We start from the raw sequence: 15,024 nt of genomic DNA on the forward strand, positions 1-15,024 counted from the left end.
CGTCGCACCGGTCGGATCGTCAGGAAGGCCCGATATACCGCGCGCGTGGCCGCACCAGGAAACCGGCCAGCCGCTGCTCCAGCGCATGCGCCACCCAACCGGCGGCGCGTCCCACCGACATCAGCGCGCCCGGCGCGCCGGCCGGCGTGGCCAATACCGCGCACAGCACGGCCAGGGCCATCGGCAGGTTCGGCTTCAGGCCCAGCTCTTCATGCGCGCGGTCCACGCACTTCAGCGCCGTCTTTCCGCGCGCCCCGGCGGGCCCGATCTCGCGCGCAAGTTCCAGCAGCAGCGTCGCGCGCGGGTCGCCTTCGGGATAGAGCGGATGCCCGTAGCCGGGCACCGGGCTCTTGCGCGACAGCAGTCCCTTCAGATGATCGAGGTAGGCGTCGGCGGTCTTCGCCTGGGCCAGCGCGACCTCGGCCTGCTCGCAGCCCAGCCCGGTCAGCATGCCCTCGAAGGCGCCGAGCGCCGTCGTCACGCAGGAAAACAGATCCGCGCCCGCCGATGCCGCGATACGCGCGGCGAAAGTGGCCGGGGCAAGCTCGTTGTCCGCGCTCAGGATCAAGGCGGCGTCCAGTATGCGCAGCTGCGCCGGTGTGGCCTTGATGCCCAGATTGTCGGCCAGCACACCCGCGATCGACCGCGGTGCATCGTGCAGGCCGAAAGCCGGCTTGGCCGCCAGCAAGCCGGTCGCGGCCGCCATCGCCTGGGTCAGCTGCCGCGCCGCGAGCGTGGGCGCGCCCAACGTGAGCTCCGGATTGCGGCCCAGGCTGGCGGCGTAGGCCTCCACCGCCACCGACAGCAGGCGGCGCGACTGATTGCGCGCCGCCACCTGGGTGATGCCGTCGGCAAGTGCCTGGAAGCCCGCCCCCGGACGCGCGGGCTGCCACACGACCGGCGCGTCCGGCAGTATCCCGTTCCACAGCAATTCCGTGCAGTCTTCGAAGCTGCGGTGCGCGCGCACCAGATCCGCCGCCGATTTGCCGCGATAACGCGGACCGTCGGGACCGATGGCGGTGATCGAGGTCTGCATCACCGCGTTGCCGCCCCAGCGGATCATCCGCTCCCCGCCCGCCCCGGTCGTCGACCGCGTGCGGCCGCGCGCGCCCAGCGCTTCCAGGTCTTCCACGTAATACAGGTTGCCTTTGCCGCCCACCGCCGGCACCACGCGTATCCAGCCGCGGCTGACATAGGCATACAGCGTCTGCATCTTGATACCCAGGCGTTCGATCGCCGCACGGGCGTCCACCAGCGTGCCGGCCGCCTGGCTGGGCGCGTCATCGCGCTCCGCCGGCATGGCGATTTTCCTGCGTGAATTTTCCATCCGGGGTTCCCATGCACCGTGACTCACACAGCGAGGCTACAGGTTGATTGATTGTAAATCAATCTATACATACATTGATTTGAATCCTACGATGACATCGCCCATCCATAAAACCAAGAACCCCGGAGACAAGCATGTACGACCGCCCCGCCCCCTTGCCCAAACCGCCCGCCATCCGCGCGATCCGCGCGTCGATGGCACGCTGGGCGACAGGTCCCCGGCGCGCCGCGCTGGCATTGCTGCCGGCCGTCATGCTGGCCGGCGCCTGCCAGGCCGCCTATCCCGAACATCCCGTCACCCTGGTGTCCGCCTTCCCGCCAGGCGGCAGCACGGACGTGATCGGCCGCATGCTGTCGCCCAAGCTGGGCGAGATCTTCAAGCAGACCTTCATCGTGGAGAACCGCGCGGGCGCATCGGGCAACATCGCCAGCGAATACGTGGTCCGCTCCGCAGGCGACGGCGAAGTCATCCTGATCGGCAACAACACCATGACCGTCAACGCGGCCCTGGGCGTCAAACAGAACTTCGACCTGCGGAAGGACCTGACCCCCATCATCGCCATTGCGGAAACGCCGGTGGCGCTGGCCGTCAGCAGCAAACTGCCGGTGAATTCCGTGCAGGAACTGATTGCCTATGGCAAGGCGCATCCCGGCACGCTGAGCTTCTCGTCCTGCGGCACCGGCACCGCGCAGCATTTCGCGGGCGTCGAGTTCGCCCACCGCGCCGGCATCGATATGGTCCACGTTCCCTACAAGGGCTGCGCGCCGGCCCTGACCGATGGCCTGGGCGGCCAGGTGCCGGTCATGTTCAACGCCATCTCGAACATCGATCCGCAGCTCAAGAGCGGCAAGATCAAGCTGCTGGCGGTCGCCACCAAGCACCGCGTCCCCTTCCATCCCGACGTGCCGGCGCTGGCCGAAATGCCCGGCTTCCAGGACTACGACTTCGCCGTGTGGCTGGGATTCTTCGTCACCGCGAAGACCCCGCAGCCCCTGGTCGACAAGCTGCGCAAGGAATTCCTCGCGCTGGCGCGTGAAAAGGAAACCCGCGACGCGCTCACGCAGCGCCTGTTCGTGCCCCTGGACATGGATGGACCGCAACTGCAACAGCAGATCGCCACCGAACTGGTGAAATGGAAGAAGCTTGCCGATGAATACCACATCACCATCGATTGACGGCGGCCACCGCGCCGCGCCTTCCCATCCGCACGGATCCGGGGCCGTCGCATGAGCCACGCCATCCCCCGCCTCCGGCTCGAGGACATGCGGCCGGACCTGGCCGAATACCTGGCTCCGCGCGTGCGGCGGCTGAACTACCTGGGCGAACTCTTCCAGGTCAGCGGCCATGCGCCTGGCGTACTGCTTACCTTCATGCAGTTTACCGAGGCGCTGAAGGATGCCCTGCCCGATCGCCTGGCGGAAACCGCGGTGCTGACCACGGCCACGCTGATGGAAAACGCCTACGAACGCAATCAGCACGAACGGCTGTGCGTGCGCCTGGGCTGCGGCCGCGACTGGATCGGCGAGGTCGAACGGATGGAGCCCGATCGCGCCACGCTGATGACGGACGCGGAACGCGCGGTGCAGGCCTATGTGATCGCCGCGGTGGCCACGCGCGGCCTGCGGGCGCAGCATGAATTCGAACGCGTGGCGGCGCTGCTCCCGGCCGATCAGGCCGTGGCGGTGGCCATGCTGGTGGGGCGCTACGTCACGCACGCGCTGATCGTCAACACCTTCCAGCTATCGCCGCCCGTGCCTTCGATCTGGGAAGACGGCTTCGGCCTGCCGCAAGACGCGGCCGCCGCGCACACCAACAAGCCATGACAGGAACCATGATGAACGCAGACCCCGTCTGGATCACCGAATCGCAGGTCACGTCCCTGCTGACGCTGTCGGAAGCCATACCCGCGCTGGAACAGGGCCTGCGGCTGCAGGCACAGGGCCAGGCGGAAAGCATGCCCAAGACCATGCTGCAATTCGGCCGCAACAACCTGCACGCGCTGGGCGCGCGCCTGGGCGACTACGTCGGCACCAAGACCTGGGCACATACCGAAGGCGGCACCAGCCCGCTGCTGCTGCTGTGGAATGCCGGCGACGGCCAGCTGGCGGCGGTGATCGAAGCCTTCGCGCTGGGCAACCTGCGCACCGGTGGCACGACCGGCCTGGCCACCGATTGGCTGGCGCGCGCGGACGCGCGGACGCTGGCCATGGCGGGCACGGGCAAGCAGGCGCTGTCCCAGGTTGCCGCGGTCCTGGCGGTGCGCGACATCCGCGAGGTGCGGGTCTACAGCCCCACCGCCGCCAGGCGCGAGGACTTCGCCGCCCGTATCGCCGACGAGTTCGGCGACCGCCAGGTACAAGCACGCGCCTGCACCAGCATGGCCACCGCCTGCGATGGCGCCGATATCGTGACGCTGGCGACACGCGCACGCGAACCCTTCCTGTCGTCCGCCATGGTAGCGGGCGGCACCCACATCAATGCCATCGGGGCGATCGCGCCGGACCGCGAGGAATTCGAGCAGGGCGTGTTCGACCGCGCCGCCGCCGTCGTGGTCGACGACCTGTCCAGCGTCCGCGCGCTTTCGCGGGAATTCCGCACGCGCCATGGCGACGACTGGAGCGGCGTGCAAACCCTGGCCGAGCGCATCCAGCACCAGGACCGGCGGCCGGCGCAGGCCGACCTGACCCTGTTCAAGGCCATGGGCATGGGGATTTCCGACGTCGCGCTGGGCACCGAAATCCTGCGGCGTGCGCGCCAGCACGGCGTCGGGCGCGCCATGCCGGCGCCGGTCAAGAGCAAACCTCGGTTTTTCGCGACGGCGCCAGCCGTCCAGGCCGGCTGATACCGAATCCATACCGATACACGGAGACCTTCATGAGCGAATACCACCGCGATTTTGCGCGCGTCAATGGCAGCTTCCTCGACTGTGGCGGCCAGCCGCCCGAATCCCGCAACACGCAATGGGCGCCCATCGTGGTGACCAAGGAAGAAATCGACGCGGAGGTCGAACGGCTGGCATCGTCGCCCCTGCCCTCATCGGGCCGCCGCGAATCGCTGATCGTGCATCCTTCGGCACGCGAGTTCGCGCCGGGCATGGCGCCTGGCATCCAGGTGCGCCTGTCCGTGCTGAAACCGGGCGAACGCACCGAGCCTTTCCGGCACAACGCCACCGAGGTCAACTTCTGCATCCGTGGCCAGGGCGTGACCGAGGTGGCCGGCCAGCGCATCGCGTTCAAGCAGTACGACGTGTGGAACCACCCGAGCTATTCCCACTACAGCCACCACAATGACGGCCAGGACCTGCAGGTGCGCCTGACCTACTCCAACGTGCCGCTGCTGCAGTTCATGGACATCTACGTGACCGACGTCACGGCGCCGGGGGGTGCCGCGCCCGCCGCCGCGCCCGCCCACGCGGCCGACGATCCGCGCCGCCGCAATCCCTACGGCATGTTCCCCATCACCGACGACGGCGGGCTGCTGATGCCCTATGAAACGCTGATCAATCCCACGGCGGTGGAGTCGCGTCCGCTGCATTTCGCCTGGGACAAGGTCAAGCCCCAGCTCGACAAGCTGGAAGCGCTGGGCAAGGAATACATCGGCCGCCGGCTGTACATGTACTACAACCCCGCCACCGGCCGCTTCAACGGCATCACGCCGAACTTCTTCGCCACCATGACGATACGGCCGCCGAAAATCATCGACCGCCCGCACCGCCATGTGTCCGCCGCGATCAACTACTACTTTTCCGGCAGCGGCTACAGCAGCGTGGCGGGCAACCGCTACGAATGGAAGGCCGGCGACCTGATGCTCTCCGCGCCGGGCTGGGCCGTGCACAACCATGCGTCCTACGACGACTACGTGTACGAGCTGACCGTGCAGGACCAGCCGCTGAACATCTACATGGAATCGCTGCTGTGGCAGGAAGACCTGCATCACCCCGCCGTGGTGCTGGGCAAGCAGGAGGGATTCATGACCAACCGCAAGGCCGCCTGAACACGCTGGAGCACGGAATGATCAATCTGCAGAAGGACGCCCTGCGCGGCTCCATTCCCCCCATCGTGACGCCGTTCAAGGACGGCAAGGTGGACTACGACCGCCTGGCCGGGCTGATCGATTTCCAGGCCAGGAACGGTACGCACGGGGTGCTGATCAACGGGACGACGTCGGAACCTTCCACCCTGACGGTGGAGGAACGCAACCAGGCGGTCACCGTCGCGGTGGAGGCCGCGCGCGGCCGTCTGCAGGTCGTGGCGGCCACCGGTTCGCAATCGCATGCCGAAAGCGCGGTGCTCAGCGAACATGCGGCCAGGGCCGGCGCCGATGCGCTGCTGCTGGTGACGCCGTACTACATCCGCCCGCCGCAGCGGGGCGTGGCCGCGTACTTCATCGATATCGGCCGGCGCGTCGACATTCCGCTGATGATGTATCACATCCCCGGCCGCACCGCCTTCAAGACCGACCTGCGCACCCTGGAAGAGATCGCCGACGCCCTGCCGCACTTCGTCGGCATCAAGCACGCGGTCGACGACCATTCCTTCGTGACGGAGATGCTGCACCGCTTCGGACCGGAGTTCCGCGTCTTCGTGGGCCTGGAGGAATTCACCTTTCCCATGATGTGCCTGGGTGCCGGCGGCACCATGAACGCGGTGGCCAACGTCGCGCCGCGCGAGGTGGCCGAGCTGTGCAACCTGGTGCGGGCGGGCAGTCTGGAAGAAGCGCGCGCCCTGCACTACCGGCTGTTCGAACTGATGAAGATGGTCTTCTGGGATACCAACCCGATTCCGCTGAAGTACCTGATGAAGCGGCTCGGCCTGCTGGAGCGCAACGAGCACCGGCTGCCGATGATGCCGGCCACGCCGGAGCTGGAGCGGCGTATCGACGAACTGGCCGACAGGCTGGCGCTGACGGCGCGCTAGCAGCCGGCGCCCCGCGGATTACCGGCCGTGGCGCCGCGCCGAGGCGACGGCCACCGCCCGTGGCTCACCGGGCGGTGGCACCGAGCCGCGCCACCTCGCCGGCGTCCGGCATCGCCGCCACCTTCCAGCACGCGTCCGCCAGGCGCTGCGCCTGGTCCCGCTGCATGACCTCGGACGCCAGGCCATGGAATTTCTCTTCCAGGTCGGCGTCGGACATCGGGCGTGCCAGGGTGCCGAGCGCCTCGGGCACATGGCGGTCCAGCTCGCGGCCGTCCTTCAGCACGATGCGCACGCGCCCTTCCAGCTTGCGCATATGCGGATCCAGCGTGGTGGTCACGCGCTGGCGCAACGCCACCACGGCCGGATCCAGCACCGACTGCGTGCTGAACTGGGCTTCGCCGGCGGCGCCATAGACCAGCGCGGCGGCAAGCGCGTGATAAACGCTGAACTTGCCTTCCAGTCCGGTCCTGGGTTCCGTCTTGGCGGTAAGCTCCATGACCAGCGGCCCCACGGTCGCGTGCACGGCTTCGATCTGGTCGGGCCGCAACCCGTATTCCTTGCGCAGTTGCAGGCAACCGTCGATCACCGCGTGCTGCACCAGGCCACAGGCAAAAGGCTTGTACATATTGCGCATCAGTTCGTACTGGCCGCCCAGGTTGCCGGTGATGACCTCCGGGTCGAAGCGATCGGACATCACGCGGCCAAAGCCACGCTTCGCCTCCAGCGCACGCGTCGAACTCGTATAGCCGTGCTGCGCCATCAGGGCCGCGCCCAGGCCGTTCTGCGCCGCCTTGCCGGGATGCAGGCTCTTGCACATGCTGCCGAACATTTCGCGCAGGCCAGCCGACTGGGTCGCCGCGATGCCCAGCGCCCAGGCCATCCGCTCCTCGTCCAGGCCCAGCAGCTTGCCTGCCGCGGCGGCGGCGCCGAACACGCCGGCGGTGCCGGTGATATGCCAGCCCCGGTCGTAGTGCTCGGGGAACACGGACAGCCCGATGCGGATCTCGGCTTCGACGCCCAGCACATAGGCATGCACCAGGTCGCGCCCGCTGAACCTGCGCCATTCGCACAGCGCCAGCACCGCGGGCAGTACCGGCGCGCTGGGGTGCACCGCGCGATAGTGGGTATCGTCGAAGTCGAGCACGTGCGAGCTGATGCCATTGAGCAGGGCCGCGTGCAGGATATCCGCGCGGTCGGGCCGCCCGACGATTTGCGCCTGCGCCGCGCCGAAGAAAGGCTGATAGGCGTCCAGGGCCGCCTGCACGGTCGCATGGCGGGACGCGCCGAGCGCGCAGCCGTACCAGTTGAGCAGGCCGCGCGATGCTTCGTGGACGACTTCCGCGGGCAGGTCTTCGTAGCGCGAGCCCACCAGGAAGCGCGCCAGGATGCGGGTGACTTCCTGCTGGTCGGGGGTGAGCGTGGATGTGGTCATGATCAATCGATGTGTATGTTCGCGGCCTGGATGATCTTGGCGAACTTGTCGATTTCGCCATGGATGTAGCTGTCGGCCTGCGCCGGCGTACCCGACTGCACGGACGCGCCCTGCTGGCGCAGCGCCTGCTGCACGTCGGCCGAACCCAGGACGGCGTTCAGCGCGCCGTTCAGCCTGGCGATGACGTCATCCGGCGTGTGGGCCGGCGCCAGCAGCGAAAACCAGGTGCCGGTGTCGAAGTCCTTCACGCCGCTGGCCTGCATCGTCGGCACATCGGGCAGGTCGGGATCCGGACGCGCGCTGGTGATGGCCAGCGCGCGCAACCGCCCGCTCTTGACCTGTGGAATCACCGACAACGCGTTGGCGAACATCATGTCGACTTCGCCGGACATCAGGTCGGTCATCGCCGGCGCGGTGCCGCGGTACGGCACGTGGCGCAGTTGCAGCCCGGCGTCGTGGGCATACATCTCCGCCGTCAGGTGCGGCGAACTGCCGTTGCCGGTGGACGCGAACGTCAGATTGTTGGGCTTGCCGCGGGCCAGCGCCGTGAGCTCCGCCACCGTCCTTGCCGGAACCTTGGTATTGACCACCAGCAGGAAAGGCACGGACGCCATCATCCCCACGGCACGGAAGTCCTTCTCCACCTGGAAAGGCAGGTTCGGATACAGCGACTGGCTGACCGCGATCGAGGACGGCGCGGCCAGCAGGGTGTAACCGTCCGGCGCGGCGCGCGCCACCGCCGCGGCGCCGACGTTGCCGCCCGCGCCGGAACGGTTTTCGACGATCAACTGCTGGCCCAGGGAGGTCGACAGTTTCGACGCCACCAGGCGGGTGACGATGTCCACGCCGGCCCCCGGCGGGAACGGCACGATGACATGGATGGGCTGGGTGGGATAGTCGGCGGCCTGCGCGCCGGCGCCGGCGGCCAGCACGGCCGTGCACAGGGCGGCGCGCAGCAGCGCCGTGATACGGGGGGTCATGATGGTCTCCTCGCTCGCCCCGCTCGGAGGGCGTCGGGCAAGGATTACAGCAGCGCACCCCGGTGCGGACAATGGGCAAGTTCGTTTGAATTCATAGGTACAGCTTATGAATCGGGCGGCCCTGACCACCGCCCACGGCGCCTAGGCCACCGCGGCCAGCGGGATTTCCTGGAGCATCTGGCGGAAACGCCCGGCGGCCGGCGACAAGGCGTGATCCACGTGCCGGCACAGGCATATTTCGCGCATGGGCCGCGGACCGCGCAAAGGCCGGTGGACCAGCCCGCGCAGATTGAGCTCGGGCAGCGCGATCGCCGGGACGATGGTCGCGCCGAACCCGGCGCGCACCATGCTCAGGGCGGTGACGGTATTCAGGACTTCGTGCTCCGGCCGCTTGTCGATGCCGTTTTCGACGAAGCCCGCGCGGATCAGGTCCGCCTGCGCCTGCAGTCCGATCAAGGGATCGCCGGCCAGGTGCCGCCATTGCAGGGCGCGGCGCGGCGACAAGGCGTGGCCGCGCGGCAGCACGGCCACCAGTTCGTCGTCGAAGAGCCTTTCCATGACCAGCGACTCATGCGGCTCCAGGCGCGAGCACACCGCCAGGTCGACCTCGTAGTTCAGGAGCAGTTCGGCGATATGCGGAGTACGCGCCTCGCGCAATCGCACCTGCACTTCAGGGTAGCTGTCGTGGAAGGCCGCCAGGGTGTCGTTGACCAGGCCCAGCGCCAGCGACGGCAGCACGGCCAGGGACAGCTGGCCCTGCTTGAGCCGGGTGATCGCGCGGGCGTTGTTGCAGGCGTTGTCGATCTCCAGCAAGCCCCGGCGCATCTGGTCGCGCAGCTGCAGGCCCACGTCCGTGATGCGCACGCGCCGCGTGCTGCGGTCGAACAGCTTGACGTCCAGCGCCGCTTCCAGGTCGCGGATCAATTGCGAAAACGCCGGCTGCGTCATGCCTATCCGTTCCGCCGCACGCGAAAAGGACAGGGAATCGGCCGCCGCCAGGAATCCTTCCACCTGCCGCAGCTTGATGCGCATCGAGACCTCCCCAAGGATGGAAGCGGCCGTCAAAGGTGCAATATGGTCGCGCCCCGGCGCCGCATCAACAGGAATACCGCCAACGACAGCGCGCAGAACACCGCCATGCTTCCGGTCACCGCGACCACGCCCATCGAAGGAAAGAAGCGGCTGACCATGGCGCTGGCGAAGGCGCCGACGCCCATCATCAGCGCGTTCATCATCGCCGACGCCGCGCCCGCGATCGACCCCAGCGGCTGCAAGGCGCCCTGTTGCGTGCTGGGCGTGATCAGGCCGTAGCAGAAGGTGTTCACGATAAGGAAGGGCATCAGGTTCCAGGGCGTCAGCAGGCCCGTCAACGTCAGCCCCAGCATGATCAAGGCGGAACAGAGGGCGACCGACAGGCCGATGCGGATCAGGGTATCGCCGGCGACGTGGCCGGCCAGCCTGCCGCTGAGGAACGACGCCAGCATGATCCCGGCCGCGGTCATGGCGAACAGCAGGCCGAACAATTGCGGCGACACGCCCAGCGCTTCCATCAGCACCAGCGAAGCGCCCGTTACGTAGGCGAAATGGCTGCCGAACTTGAGCGCGCAGATCATCATGTAGCCCAGCGACGCGGGCTTGCGCAGCAGCGCCAGGTAGGCGCCGGCCACCGGCGCGGCGGGCGGGCGCTGCGCCTTGGGATGGCGGAGGCGCGGCGCGGATTCGTCCAGGCCCAGCCAGACCACCGCCAGCATCGCGAAGCCGGCGATGGTCATCATGGCGTAGATCCAGCGCCAGTTGCCGATGTTCAGCAGCGCGGCGCCCACGGACGGCGCCACCATCGGGGCGATGACGCGGATGATGGCGATGTGAGACAGCAATTCGCGCACGCGCGTGCCTTCGAAATGATCGCGCACCAGGCTGATGGCCAGCACCCCCGCGGCGCCGGCGCCGGCGCCCTGCACCAGCCGCCAGGACAGGAAGGTGGAAATGGTTTCGGAGAACGTGCAGCCTGCCCCGCCCAGCGCGTACAGGGCCAGCCCGAACAACAGTAGCGGCCGCCGGCCGAGCCGGTCGGACAAAGGTCCGTACACCAGGGGCGCGGCGGCGAAGCCGACGAAAAAGATGCTCAGGCTCATCGCCACCCGGGCGGGGTCCGTGCCCAGGTCGCGCGCCACGGCGCCGAAGGCCGGCAGGCCGACGTCGATGGACAGCGACGCAAAAGCCGTCAACACGCCGCAGAACAGGATGAATGTGAAGGAATGGGGGGAAATGCGCAGTCGCGGGGTCATCGGATGTGAAGGCGCCCCGGCTGATGGGGCGCTGGCATTATTTCACAGCCGGGCGCGACCTTACATCTGCGCCCCTATCATCCAGGGCACGAACTCCTCGTCGCCCACGCCCAGCGCCTCGCTCTTGCTGGGCGTGCCCGATGCCACGTCGACGATGGCGCGGAAGATTTCCTCGCCCTTGCGCTGCACGGTGGCATGCCCTTCCATGATGTCGCCGCAGTTGATATCCATGTCGTCCATCATGCGCCGGTACATCTGCGTATTGGTGGCCACCTTGATCGACGGCGCCGGCTTGGCGCCGAAACAGGAGCCGCGCCCGGTGGTGAACACCACCAGGTTGGCGCCGCTGGCGATCTGCCCGGTGGCGCCCATGGGGTCGTAGCCGGGCGCGTCCATGAAGACCAGGCCGTGCGTATCCACCGGCTCCGCGTACCGGTACACGCCCATCAGCGGCGTCGATCCGCTCTTGGCCACGGCGCCCAGGGATTTCTCCAGGATGGTGGTCAAGCCGCCAGCCTTGTTGCCTGGCGTGGGATTGTTGTCGATGCTGCCTTTTTCGCGCTCGGCATAGGATTCCCACCAGTGGATGCGTTCGACGATCTTCTCACCGACCTCGCGCGAGATCGCCCGGCGCGTCAGCAGGTGCTCGGCACCGTAGATTTCCGGCGTTTCGGAAAGAATCGCCGTCCCGCCGTGCCGCACCAGCAGATCCACGGCAGCGCCCAGGGCCGGGTTGGCGGTGATGCCCGAGTAGCCGTCCGAACCGCCGCATTGCAGCGCCACCGTCAGGTGCGACAGCGGCAGGGGCTCGCGCCGGACTGCGTTGGCGGCCGGCAGCATCTGTCCGATGGCCGCGATGGCGGCCTCCACCGTTTTCATCGTGCCGCCCAGTTCCTGCATCACCAGCGGCACCATCATCGGGCCGGGCTCGATACCGCCCGTCATGAACATCGCGCCCATCTGGTTGGCTTCGCAGCCCAGCCCGATCACCAGCACGCCTGCGAAGTTCGCATGCTTGGCGAAACCGCCTATGGTCCGGCGCAGCTGCTGTATGCCTTCGCCGTTGTGATCGATACAACAGCCGAAGCTGTGCGTCAGCGGCACCACGCCATCCACATTGGGATAGGCGTCCAGGCGGCCCGGCGCCGCGAAGTGCTGCGCCACTTTCTTGCTGACCGTCGCCGAGCAATTCACCGTGCTGATGATGCCGATGTAATTGCGCGTGGCCACGCGGCCGTCCGCGCGCCGTATGCCCTGGAAGGTCAGCGGTGCGGCGGCCGGCACCACCGGTCGCACGTCCTGACCGTAGGCATAGTCGCGTTCGAACTCGCCGATCGACACGTTGTGGGTATGGACGTGATCGCCCGGCGCGATATCGCGCGTCGCGAAGCCGATGATCTGGCCGTAGCGGTGCACCGGCTGTCCGGCAGCCACGGCGCGCAGCGCCACCTTGTGGGCGGCGGGCACGTCGGCGCGCACCACCAGGCCACCAGCCTGCGGCAGCTCGACGCCAGCGGCCAGGGCGCGGCGGGCGATCGCGACGTCATCGCGCTCGTGCAGCAGGATGATGGGGGACAGGCTGTCCATGGCGGTCTCCTCGATATGGGCATGCGGTCGCGGCGCAGCCGCGGGCGACGCCATCATGGGATAATCGCCATAGCCCGCGCAAATTGGTTGGACCACCTCAGGAATCCCCTTTCAGGAACCCCGATGCCGCGCCTCACGTCCACATCGAGCGCCTTGCAGCACGCCATGCAGTCCTTGGAACGCCTCGTCCTGGAACATGGCCTGGACGGGCGTCCACGGTTGCCGCCGGAACGCGAACTGGCGCAACGCTTCCAGGTGTCGCGCACGACGGTACGCGCGGCGATCCAGCGGCTGGTATCGCGCGGAATGCTGGAAACGCGCCAAGGCAGCGGCGTGTTCATTGCCAGCGACCGGCCCATGAGCCCGGCCACGCCATGGCCGGCCGCGCCCTGGCTGGGGCTGGTCGACGCGCAGCCGGCGCTGCGGGCGGATACCCTGGAATTCCGCATGGTGTTCGAATGCGCGGCCGCGCGCTTTGCCGCGCAGCGCGCCGATACGCAGGAACGCCGTCAACTCGCCGCGACGGTGGACACCATGCAAAAGGCGGTGCGCGACGGCGACGTGGCCAGCGAAGCCGCCGCCGACGCCACCTTCCATGCGCAGCTGGCCAGCGCGTCGCACAACATGATGCTGGGCCGCTTCTACGCCAACGCCATCGCATCGTTGCGCGCGCACATCACGCGCAACACCTACGATGCGGGCCGCGATGCCGCGCTGGCCACGCGCCGTTCGCAGGAAAGGCTGCGCCAGCACGTCGCCATCTGCGACGCGATCCTGCGCCAATCGCCGGACGACGCCGCGCTGGCGATGCGCCAGCACATCGAATTCGTGGGCCGGCAGTTCGAGCTGCGGGGCTGAGGCCTCGCGCCCGCTATTGCCGGATGCCTTCCGCCTGGATATGCAGGGTGGTCTTCATGAAGAAGCCATAGTCCTTGCCGAACGACACGCCATAGGCGTCGCGGTCGAAGGCCGCCGTGGCCTCGGTGCCGCACACTTGCTTCTTGACGATGGGATTCTCGTAGCACTTGAACGAGAGCAGCGTCAGCTTGAGCGGATGCGACACGCCATGCAGGGTGAAGGTGCCGTCCACCTCCACCGGCTTGCCGTCCTTGAAATGGACCTTGCTGCCTTTGTAGGTCGCCGTCGGGAACTGCTGGACATCGAAGAACTTCTTGCCGCGCAACTCGTTGTCCAGCGCCGCGTTGCCTGTGTTGACCGAGGCCAGGTCGATGGTCACGTCCACCGTGCCGGTGCCCGCCTTGGCGTCCAGCACCACCGTGCCGCTGGTCTTGTCGAACTTGCCGCGCCAGATCGAGGCCCCGGCGAAATGATCCGCCTCGAAGCTGGGATAGGTATGGTCGGGGTCCAGCTGATACGTCACGGGTTCGGCCGGGGCGGCGAAGGGCAGCACGCAAGCGGCAATGGCCGCACGAGACGGAGTCAGGAAGCGCATGGGTAACCTCGGATCGTTGAGTGGACTGTGAAACGCCCGTTTATTTCCGCACGGCATGTCGATCCTCTGCCTTATCCTTTGTGGAAAAATGGCGAGCCTGCTAGAGTGCGAATCAGACATATCTTACCCGTCCCTGTTTGATCCGTCCGTTGCCGATCGCATTACGACGAATGGCCGTCCCCCCCGGCCCGGGCACGAGGCGGCGCCACCGGCCGCATGGGCCTCTCGACAGGGGCCTCTCGATAAATGGAGACCGCGATGAAGCGTATTCTTTTCGCCCTGCTTGCCGGGCTGTTCAGCCTGGCCGGCGCCACGCTGGCGCATGCCGAAGACGACCTGGCCCGCATCAAGTCGGCCGGCACGATCAAGATCGGCACGGAAGGCACGTATGCGCCCTTTTCCTATCACGACGCTTCCGGCCTGACCGGCTTCGACGTGGAGATCGGCCGCGCCATCGCGCAGCGCCTGGGAGTCAAGCCCGAATTCGTCGAAGGCAAATGGGATGGCCTGATCGCGGGCCTGGACGTGCGGCGCTACGACGCCGTCATCAACCAGGTCGGCATCAACGACACGCGCAAGGCCAAGTACGATTTCTCCACGCCCTACATCGCGTCGCAGGCGGTGCTGATCGTCCGCGACAACAACACCGCGATCAAGTCCTTCGACGACCTGAAGGGCAAGCGCTCGGCCAATACCTTGACCAGCAACTTCGGCAAGCTGGCGCAGAAGTACGGCGCCGAAGTCGTGCCCGTACAGGGCTTCAACGACGCCATCGAACTGTTGCTGTCCGGCCGCGTGGATGCCACCATCAACGACAACCTGTCCTTCCTTGACTTCAAGAAGCACAAGCCGGACGCCAGGGTGAAAGCCGTGGCCAGCGACAAGTCGGCCGAATACAGCGAGTCGGGGGTGCTGATGCGCAAGGGCAATCCCGAGCTGGTGGCCGCCGTGAACAAGGCGCTGGCCGATATCAAGGCGGACGGTACCTACAAGAAGATATCGGTCAAGTATTTCGGCATGGACCTTTCGGCGCAATAGGGA

The 15,024-nt window shown here is 67.4% G+C and carries 14 protein-coding genes; 7 read left to right on the top strand and 7 right to left on the bottom strand.

The window, feature by feature from the left end; all coding sequences use genetic code 11:
- Window positions 1–19: 19 nt before the first annotated feature.
- Window positions 20–1,327 carry a citrate/2-methylcitrate synthase gene (locus CAL12_RS21750; protein WP_086066519.1) on the bottom strand — a complete coding sequence of 436 codons (1,308 nt, stop codon included), beginning with the start codon at window positions 1,325–1,327 and terminating at the stop codon, window positions 20–22.
- A 134-nt stretch (window positions 1,328–1,461) separates the two neighbouring features.
- Between CAL12_RS21750 and CAL12_RS21755 the strand changes: the two genes are divergently transcribed.
- Genes CAL12_RS21755 through dapA form a run of 5 tightly spaced genes read left to right on the top strand, consistent with a single transcriptional unit; the run spans window position 1,462 to window position 6,243 of the window.
- On the top strand, window positions 1,462–2,502 hold the full coding sequence (locus CAL12_RS21755; protein WP_086066520.1) for a Bug family tripartite tricarboxylate transporter substrate binding protein: 1,041 nt from the start codon (window positions 1,462–1,464) through the stop codon (window positions 2,500–2,502).
- A 51-nt stretch (window positions 2,503–2,553) separates the two neighbouring features.
- Window positions 2,554–3,150 carry a hypothetical protein gene (locus tag CAL12_RS21760; RefSeq protein WP_086066521.1) on the top strand — a complete coding sequence of 199 codons (597 nt, stop codon included), beginning with the start codon at window positions 2,554–2,556 and terminating at the stop codon, window positions 3,148–3,150.
- An 8-nt stretch (window positions 3,151–3,158) separates the two neighbouring features.
- Complete coding sequence (locus CAL12_RS21765) at window positions 3,159–4,169, top strand: ornithine cyclodeaminase family protein (RefSeq protein WP_198298292.1); 1,011 nt, start codon at window positions 3,159–3,161, stop codon at window positions 4,167–4,169.
- Between the two features lie 32 nt (window positions 4,170–4,201).
- The gene (locus tag CAL12_RS21770) at window positions 4,202–5,320 is read left to right on the top strand and encodes a cupin domain-containing protein (RefSeq protein ID WP_086066523.1); all 1,119 of its coding nucleotides are present in this window, start codon (window positions 4,202–4,204) and stop codon (window positions 5,318–5,320) included.
- A 17-nt stretch (window positions 5,321–5,337) separates the two neighbouring features.
- A complete protein-coding gene (gene dapA, locus CAL12_RS21775; RefSeq protein WP_086066524.1) occupies window positions 5,338–6,243 on the top strand; it encodes a 4-hydroxy-tetrahydrodipicolinate synthase in 906 nt (301 codons plus the stop codon).
- 64 nt (window positions 6,244–6,307) lie between these two features.
- On the opposite strand, the gene CAL12_RS21780 is transcribed toward dapA, so the two are convergent.
- The 5 genes from CAL12_RS21780 to CAL12_RS21800 all read right to left on the bottom strand — a co-directional run bounded on the left by CAL12_RS21780 (window position 6,308) and on the right by CAL12_RS21800 (window position 12,530).
- Window positions 6,308–7,675, bottom strand: coding sequence for an MmgE/PrpD family protein (locus CAL12_RS21780; protein ID WP_086066525.1), 1,368 nt, complete (start codon window positions 7,673–7,675; stop codon window positions 6,308–6,310).
- A gap of 2 nt (window positions 7,676–7,677) precedes the next feature.
- Window positions 7,678–8,655, bottom strand: a complete 978-nt coding sequence (locus CAL12_RS21785) for a tripartite tricarboxylate transporter substrate binding protein (protein ID WP_086066526.1) — start codon at window positions 8,653–8,655, stop codon at window positions 7,678–7,680.
- 141 nt (window positions 8,656–8,796) lie between these two features.
- On the bottom strand, window positions 8,797–9,687 hold the full coding sequence (locus CAL12_RS21790; protein WP_086066527.1) for a LysR family transcriptional regulator: 891 nt from the start codon (window positions 9,685–9,687) through the stop codon (window positions 8,797–8,799).
- 29 nt (window positions 9,688–9,716) lie between these two features.
- A complete protein-coding gene (locus CAL12_RS21795; RefSeq protein ID WP_086066528.1) occupies window positions 9,717–10,943 on the bottom strand; it encodes a multidrug effflux MFS transporter in 1,227 nt (408 codons plus the stop codon).
- 60 nt (window positions 10,944–11,003) lie between these two features.
- A complete protein-coding gene (locus CAL12_RS21800; protein ID WP_086068044.1) occupies window positions 11,004–12,530 on the bottom strand; it encodes a UxaA family hydrolase in 1,527 nt (508 codons plus the stop codon).
- 123 nt (window positions 12,531–12,653) lie between these two features.
- Between CAL12_RS21800 and CAL12_RS21805 the strand changes: the two genes are divergently transcribed.
- Window positions 12,654–13,388, top strand: coding sequence for a FadR/GntR family transcriptional regulator (locus CAL12_RS21805; protein ID WP_086066529.1), 735 nt, complete (start codon window positions 12,654–12,656; stop codon window positions 13,386–13,388).
- A 13-nt stretch (window positions 13,389–13,401) separates the two neighbouring features.
- Here the strand turns inward: CAL12_RS21805 and CAL12_RS21810 are convergent, their stop codons facing one another.
- Window positions 13,402–13,983, bottom strand: coding sequence for a YceI family protein (locus tag CAL12_RS21810; protein ID WP_086066530.1), 582 nt, complete (start codon window positions 13,981–13,983; stop codon window positions 13,402–13,404).
- Between the two features lie 258 nt (window positions 13,984–14,241).
- Here CAL12_RS21810 and CAL12_RS21815 point away from each other — a divergent pair, with 258 nt between their 5' ends.
- On the top strand, window positions 14,242–15,021 hold the full coding sequence (locus CAL12_RS21815; RefSeq protein ID WP_420042736.1) for an amino acid ABC transporter substrate-binding protein: 780 nt from the start codon (window positions 14,242–14,244) through the stop codon (window positions 15,019–15,021).
- Window positions 15,022–15,024 lie beyond the last annotated feature (3 nt).

The sequence above is a fragment of the Bordetella genomosp. 8 genome, assembly GCF_002119685.1.
GTDB lineage: Bacteria > Pseudomonadota > Gammaproteobacteria > Burkholderiales > Burkholderiaceae_B > Bordetella_C.

Coding starts and splice junctions, on each gene's coding strand:
- CAL12_RS21750 (WP_086066519.1), bottom strand. CDS start 1,327: ATGGAAAATTCACGCAGGAAAATCGCCATGCCGGCGGAGCGCGATGAC.
- CAL12_RS21815 (WP_420042736.1), top strand. CDS start 14,242: ATGAAGCGTATTCTTTTCGCCCTGCTTGCCGGGCTGTTCAGCCTGGCC.
- CAL12_RS21790 (WP_086066527.1), bottom strand. CDS start 9,687: ATGCGCATCAAGCTGCGGCAGGTGGAAGGATTCCTGGCGGCGGCCGAT.
- CAL12_RS21755 (WP_086066520.1), top strand. CDS start 1,462: ATGTACGACCGCCCCGCCCCCTTGCCCAAACCGCCCGCCATCCGCGCG.
- dapA (WP_086066524.1), top strand. CDS start 5,338: ATGATCAATCTGCAGAAGGACGCCCTGCGCGGCTCCATTCCCCCCATC.
- CAL12_RS21770 (WP_086066523.1), top strand. CDS start 4,202: ATGAGCGAATACCACCGCGATTTTGCGCGCGTCAATGGCAGCTTCCTC.
- CAL12_RS21760 (WP_086066521.1), top strand. CDS start 2,554: ATGAGCCACGCCATCCCCCGCCTCCGGCTCGAGGACATGCGGCCGGAC.
- CAL12_RS21810 (WP_086066530.1), bottom strand. CDS start 13,983: ATGCGCTTCCTGACTCCGTCTCGTGCGGCCATTGCCGCTTGCGTGCTG.
- CAL12_RS21795 (WP_086066528.1), bottom strand. CDS start 10,943: ATGACCCCGCGACTGCGCATTTCCCCCCATTCCTTCACATTCATCCTG.
- CAL12_RS21780 (WP_086066525.1), bottom strand. CDS start 7,675: ATGACCACATCCACGCTCACCCCCGACCAGCAGGAAGTCACCCGCATC.
- CAL12_RS21805 (WP_086066529.1), top strand. CDS start 12,654: ATGCCGCGCCTCACGTCCACATCGAGCGCCTTGCAGCACGCCATGCAG.
- CAL12_RS21765 (WP_198298292.1), top strand. CDS start 3,159: ATGATGAACGCAGACCCCGTCTGGATCACCGAATCGCAGGTCACGTCC.
- CAL12_RS21800 (WP_086068044.1), bottom strand. CDS start 12,530: ATGGACAGCCTGTCCCCCATCATCCTGCTGCACGAGCGCGATGACGTC.
- CAL12_RS21785 (WP_086066526.1), bottom strand. CDS start 8,655: ATGACCCCCCGTATCACGGCGCTGCTGCGCGCCGCCCTGTGCACGGCC.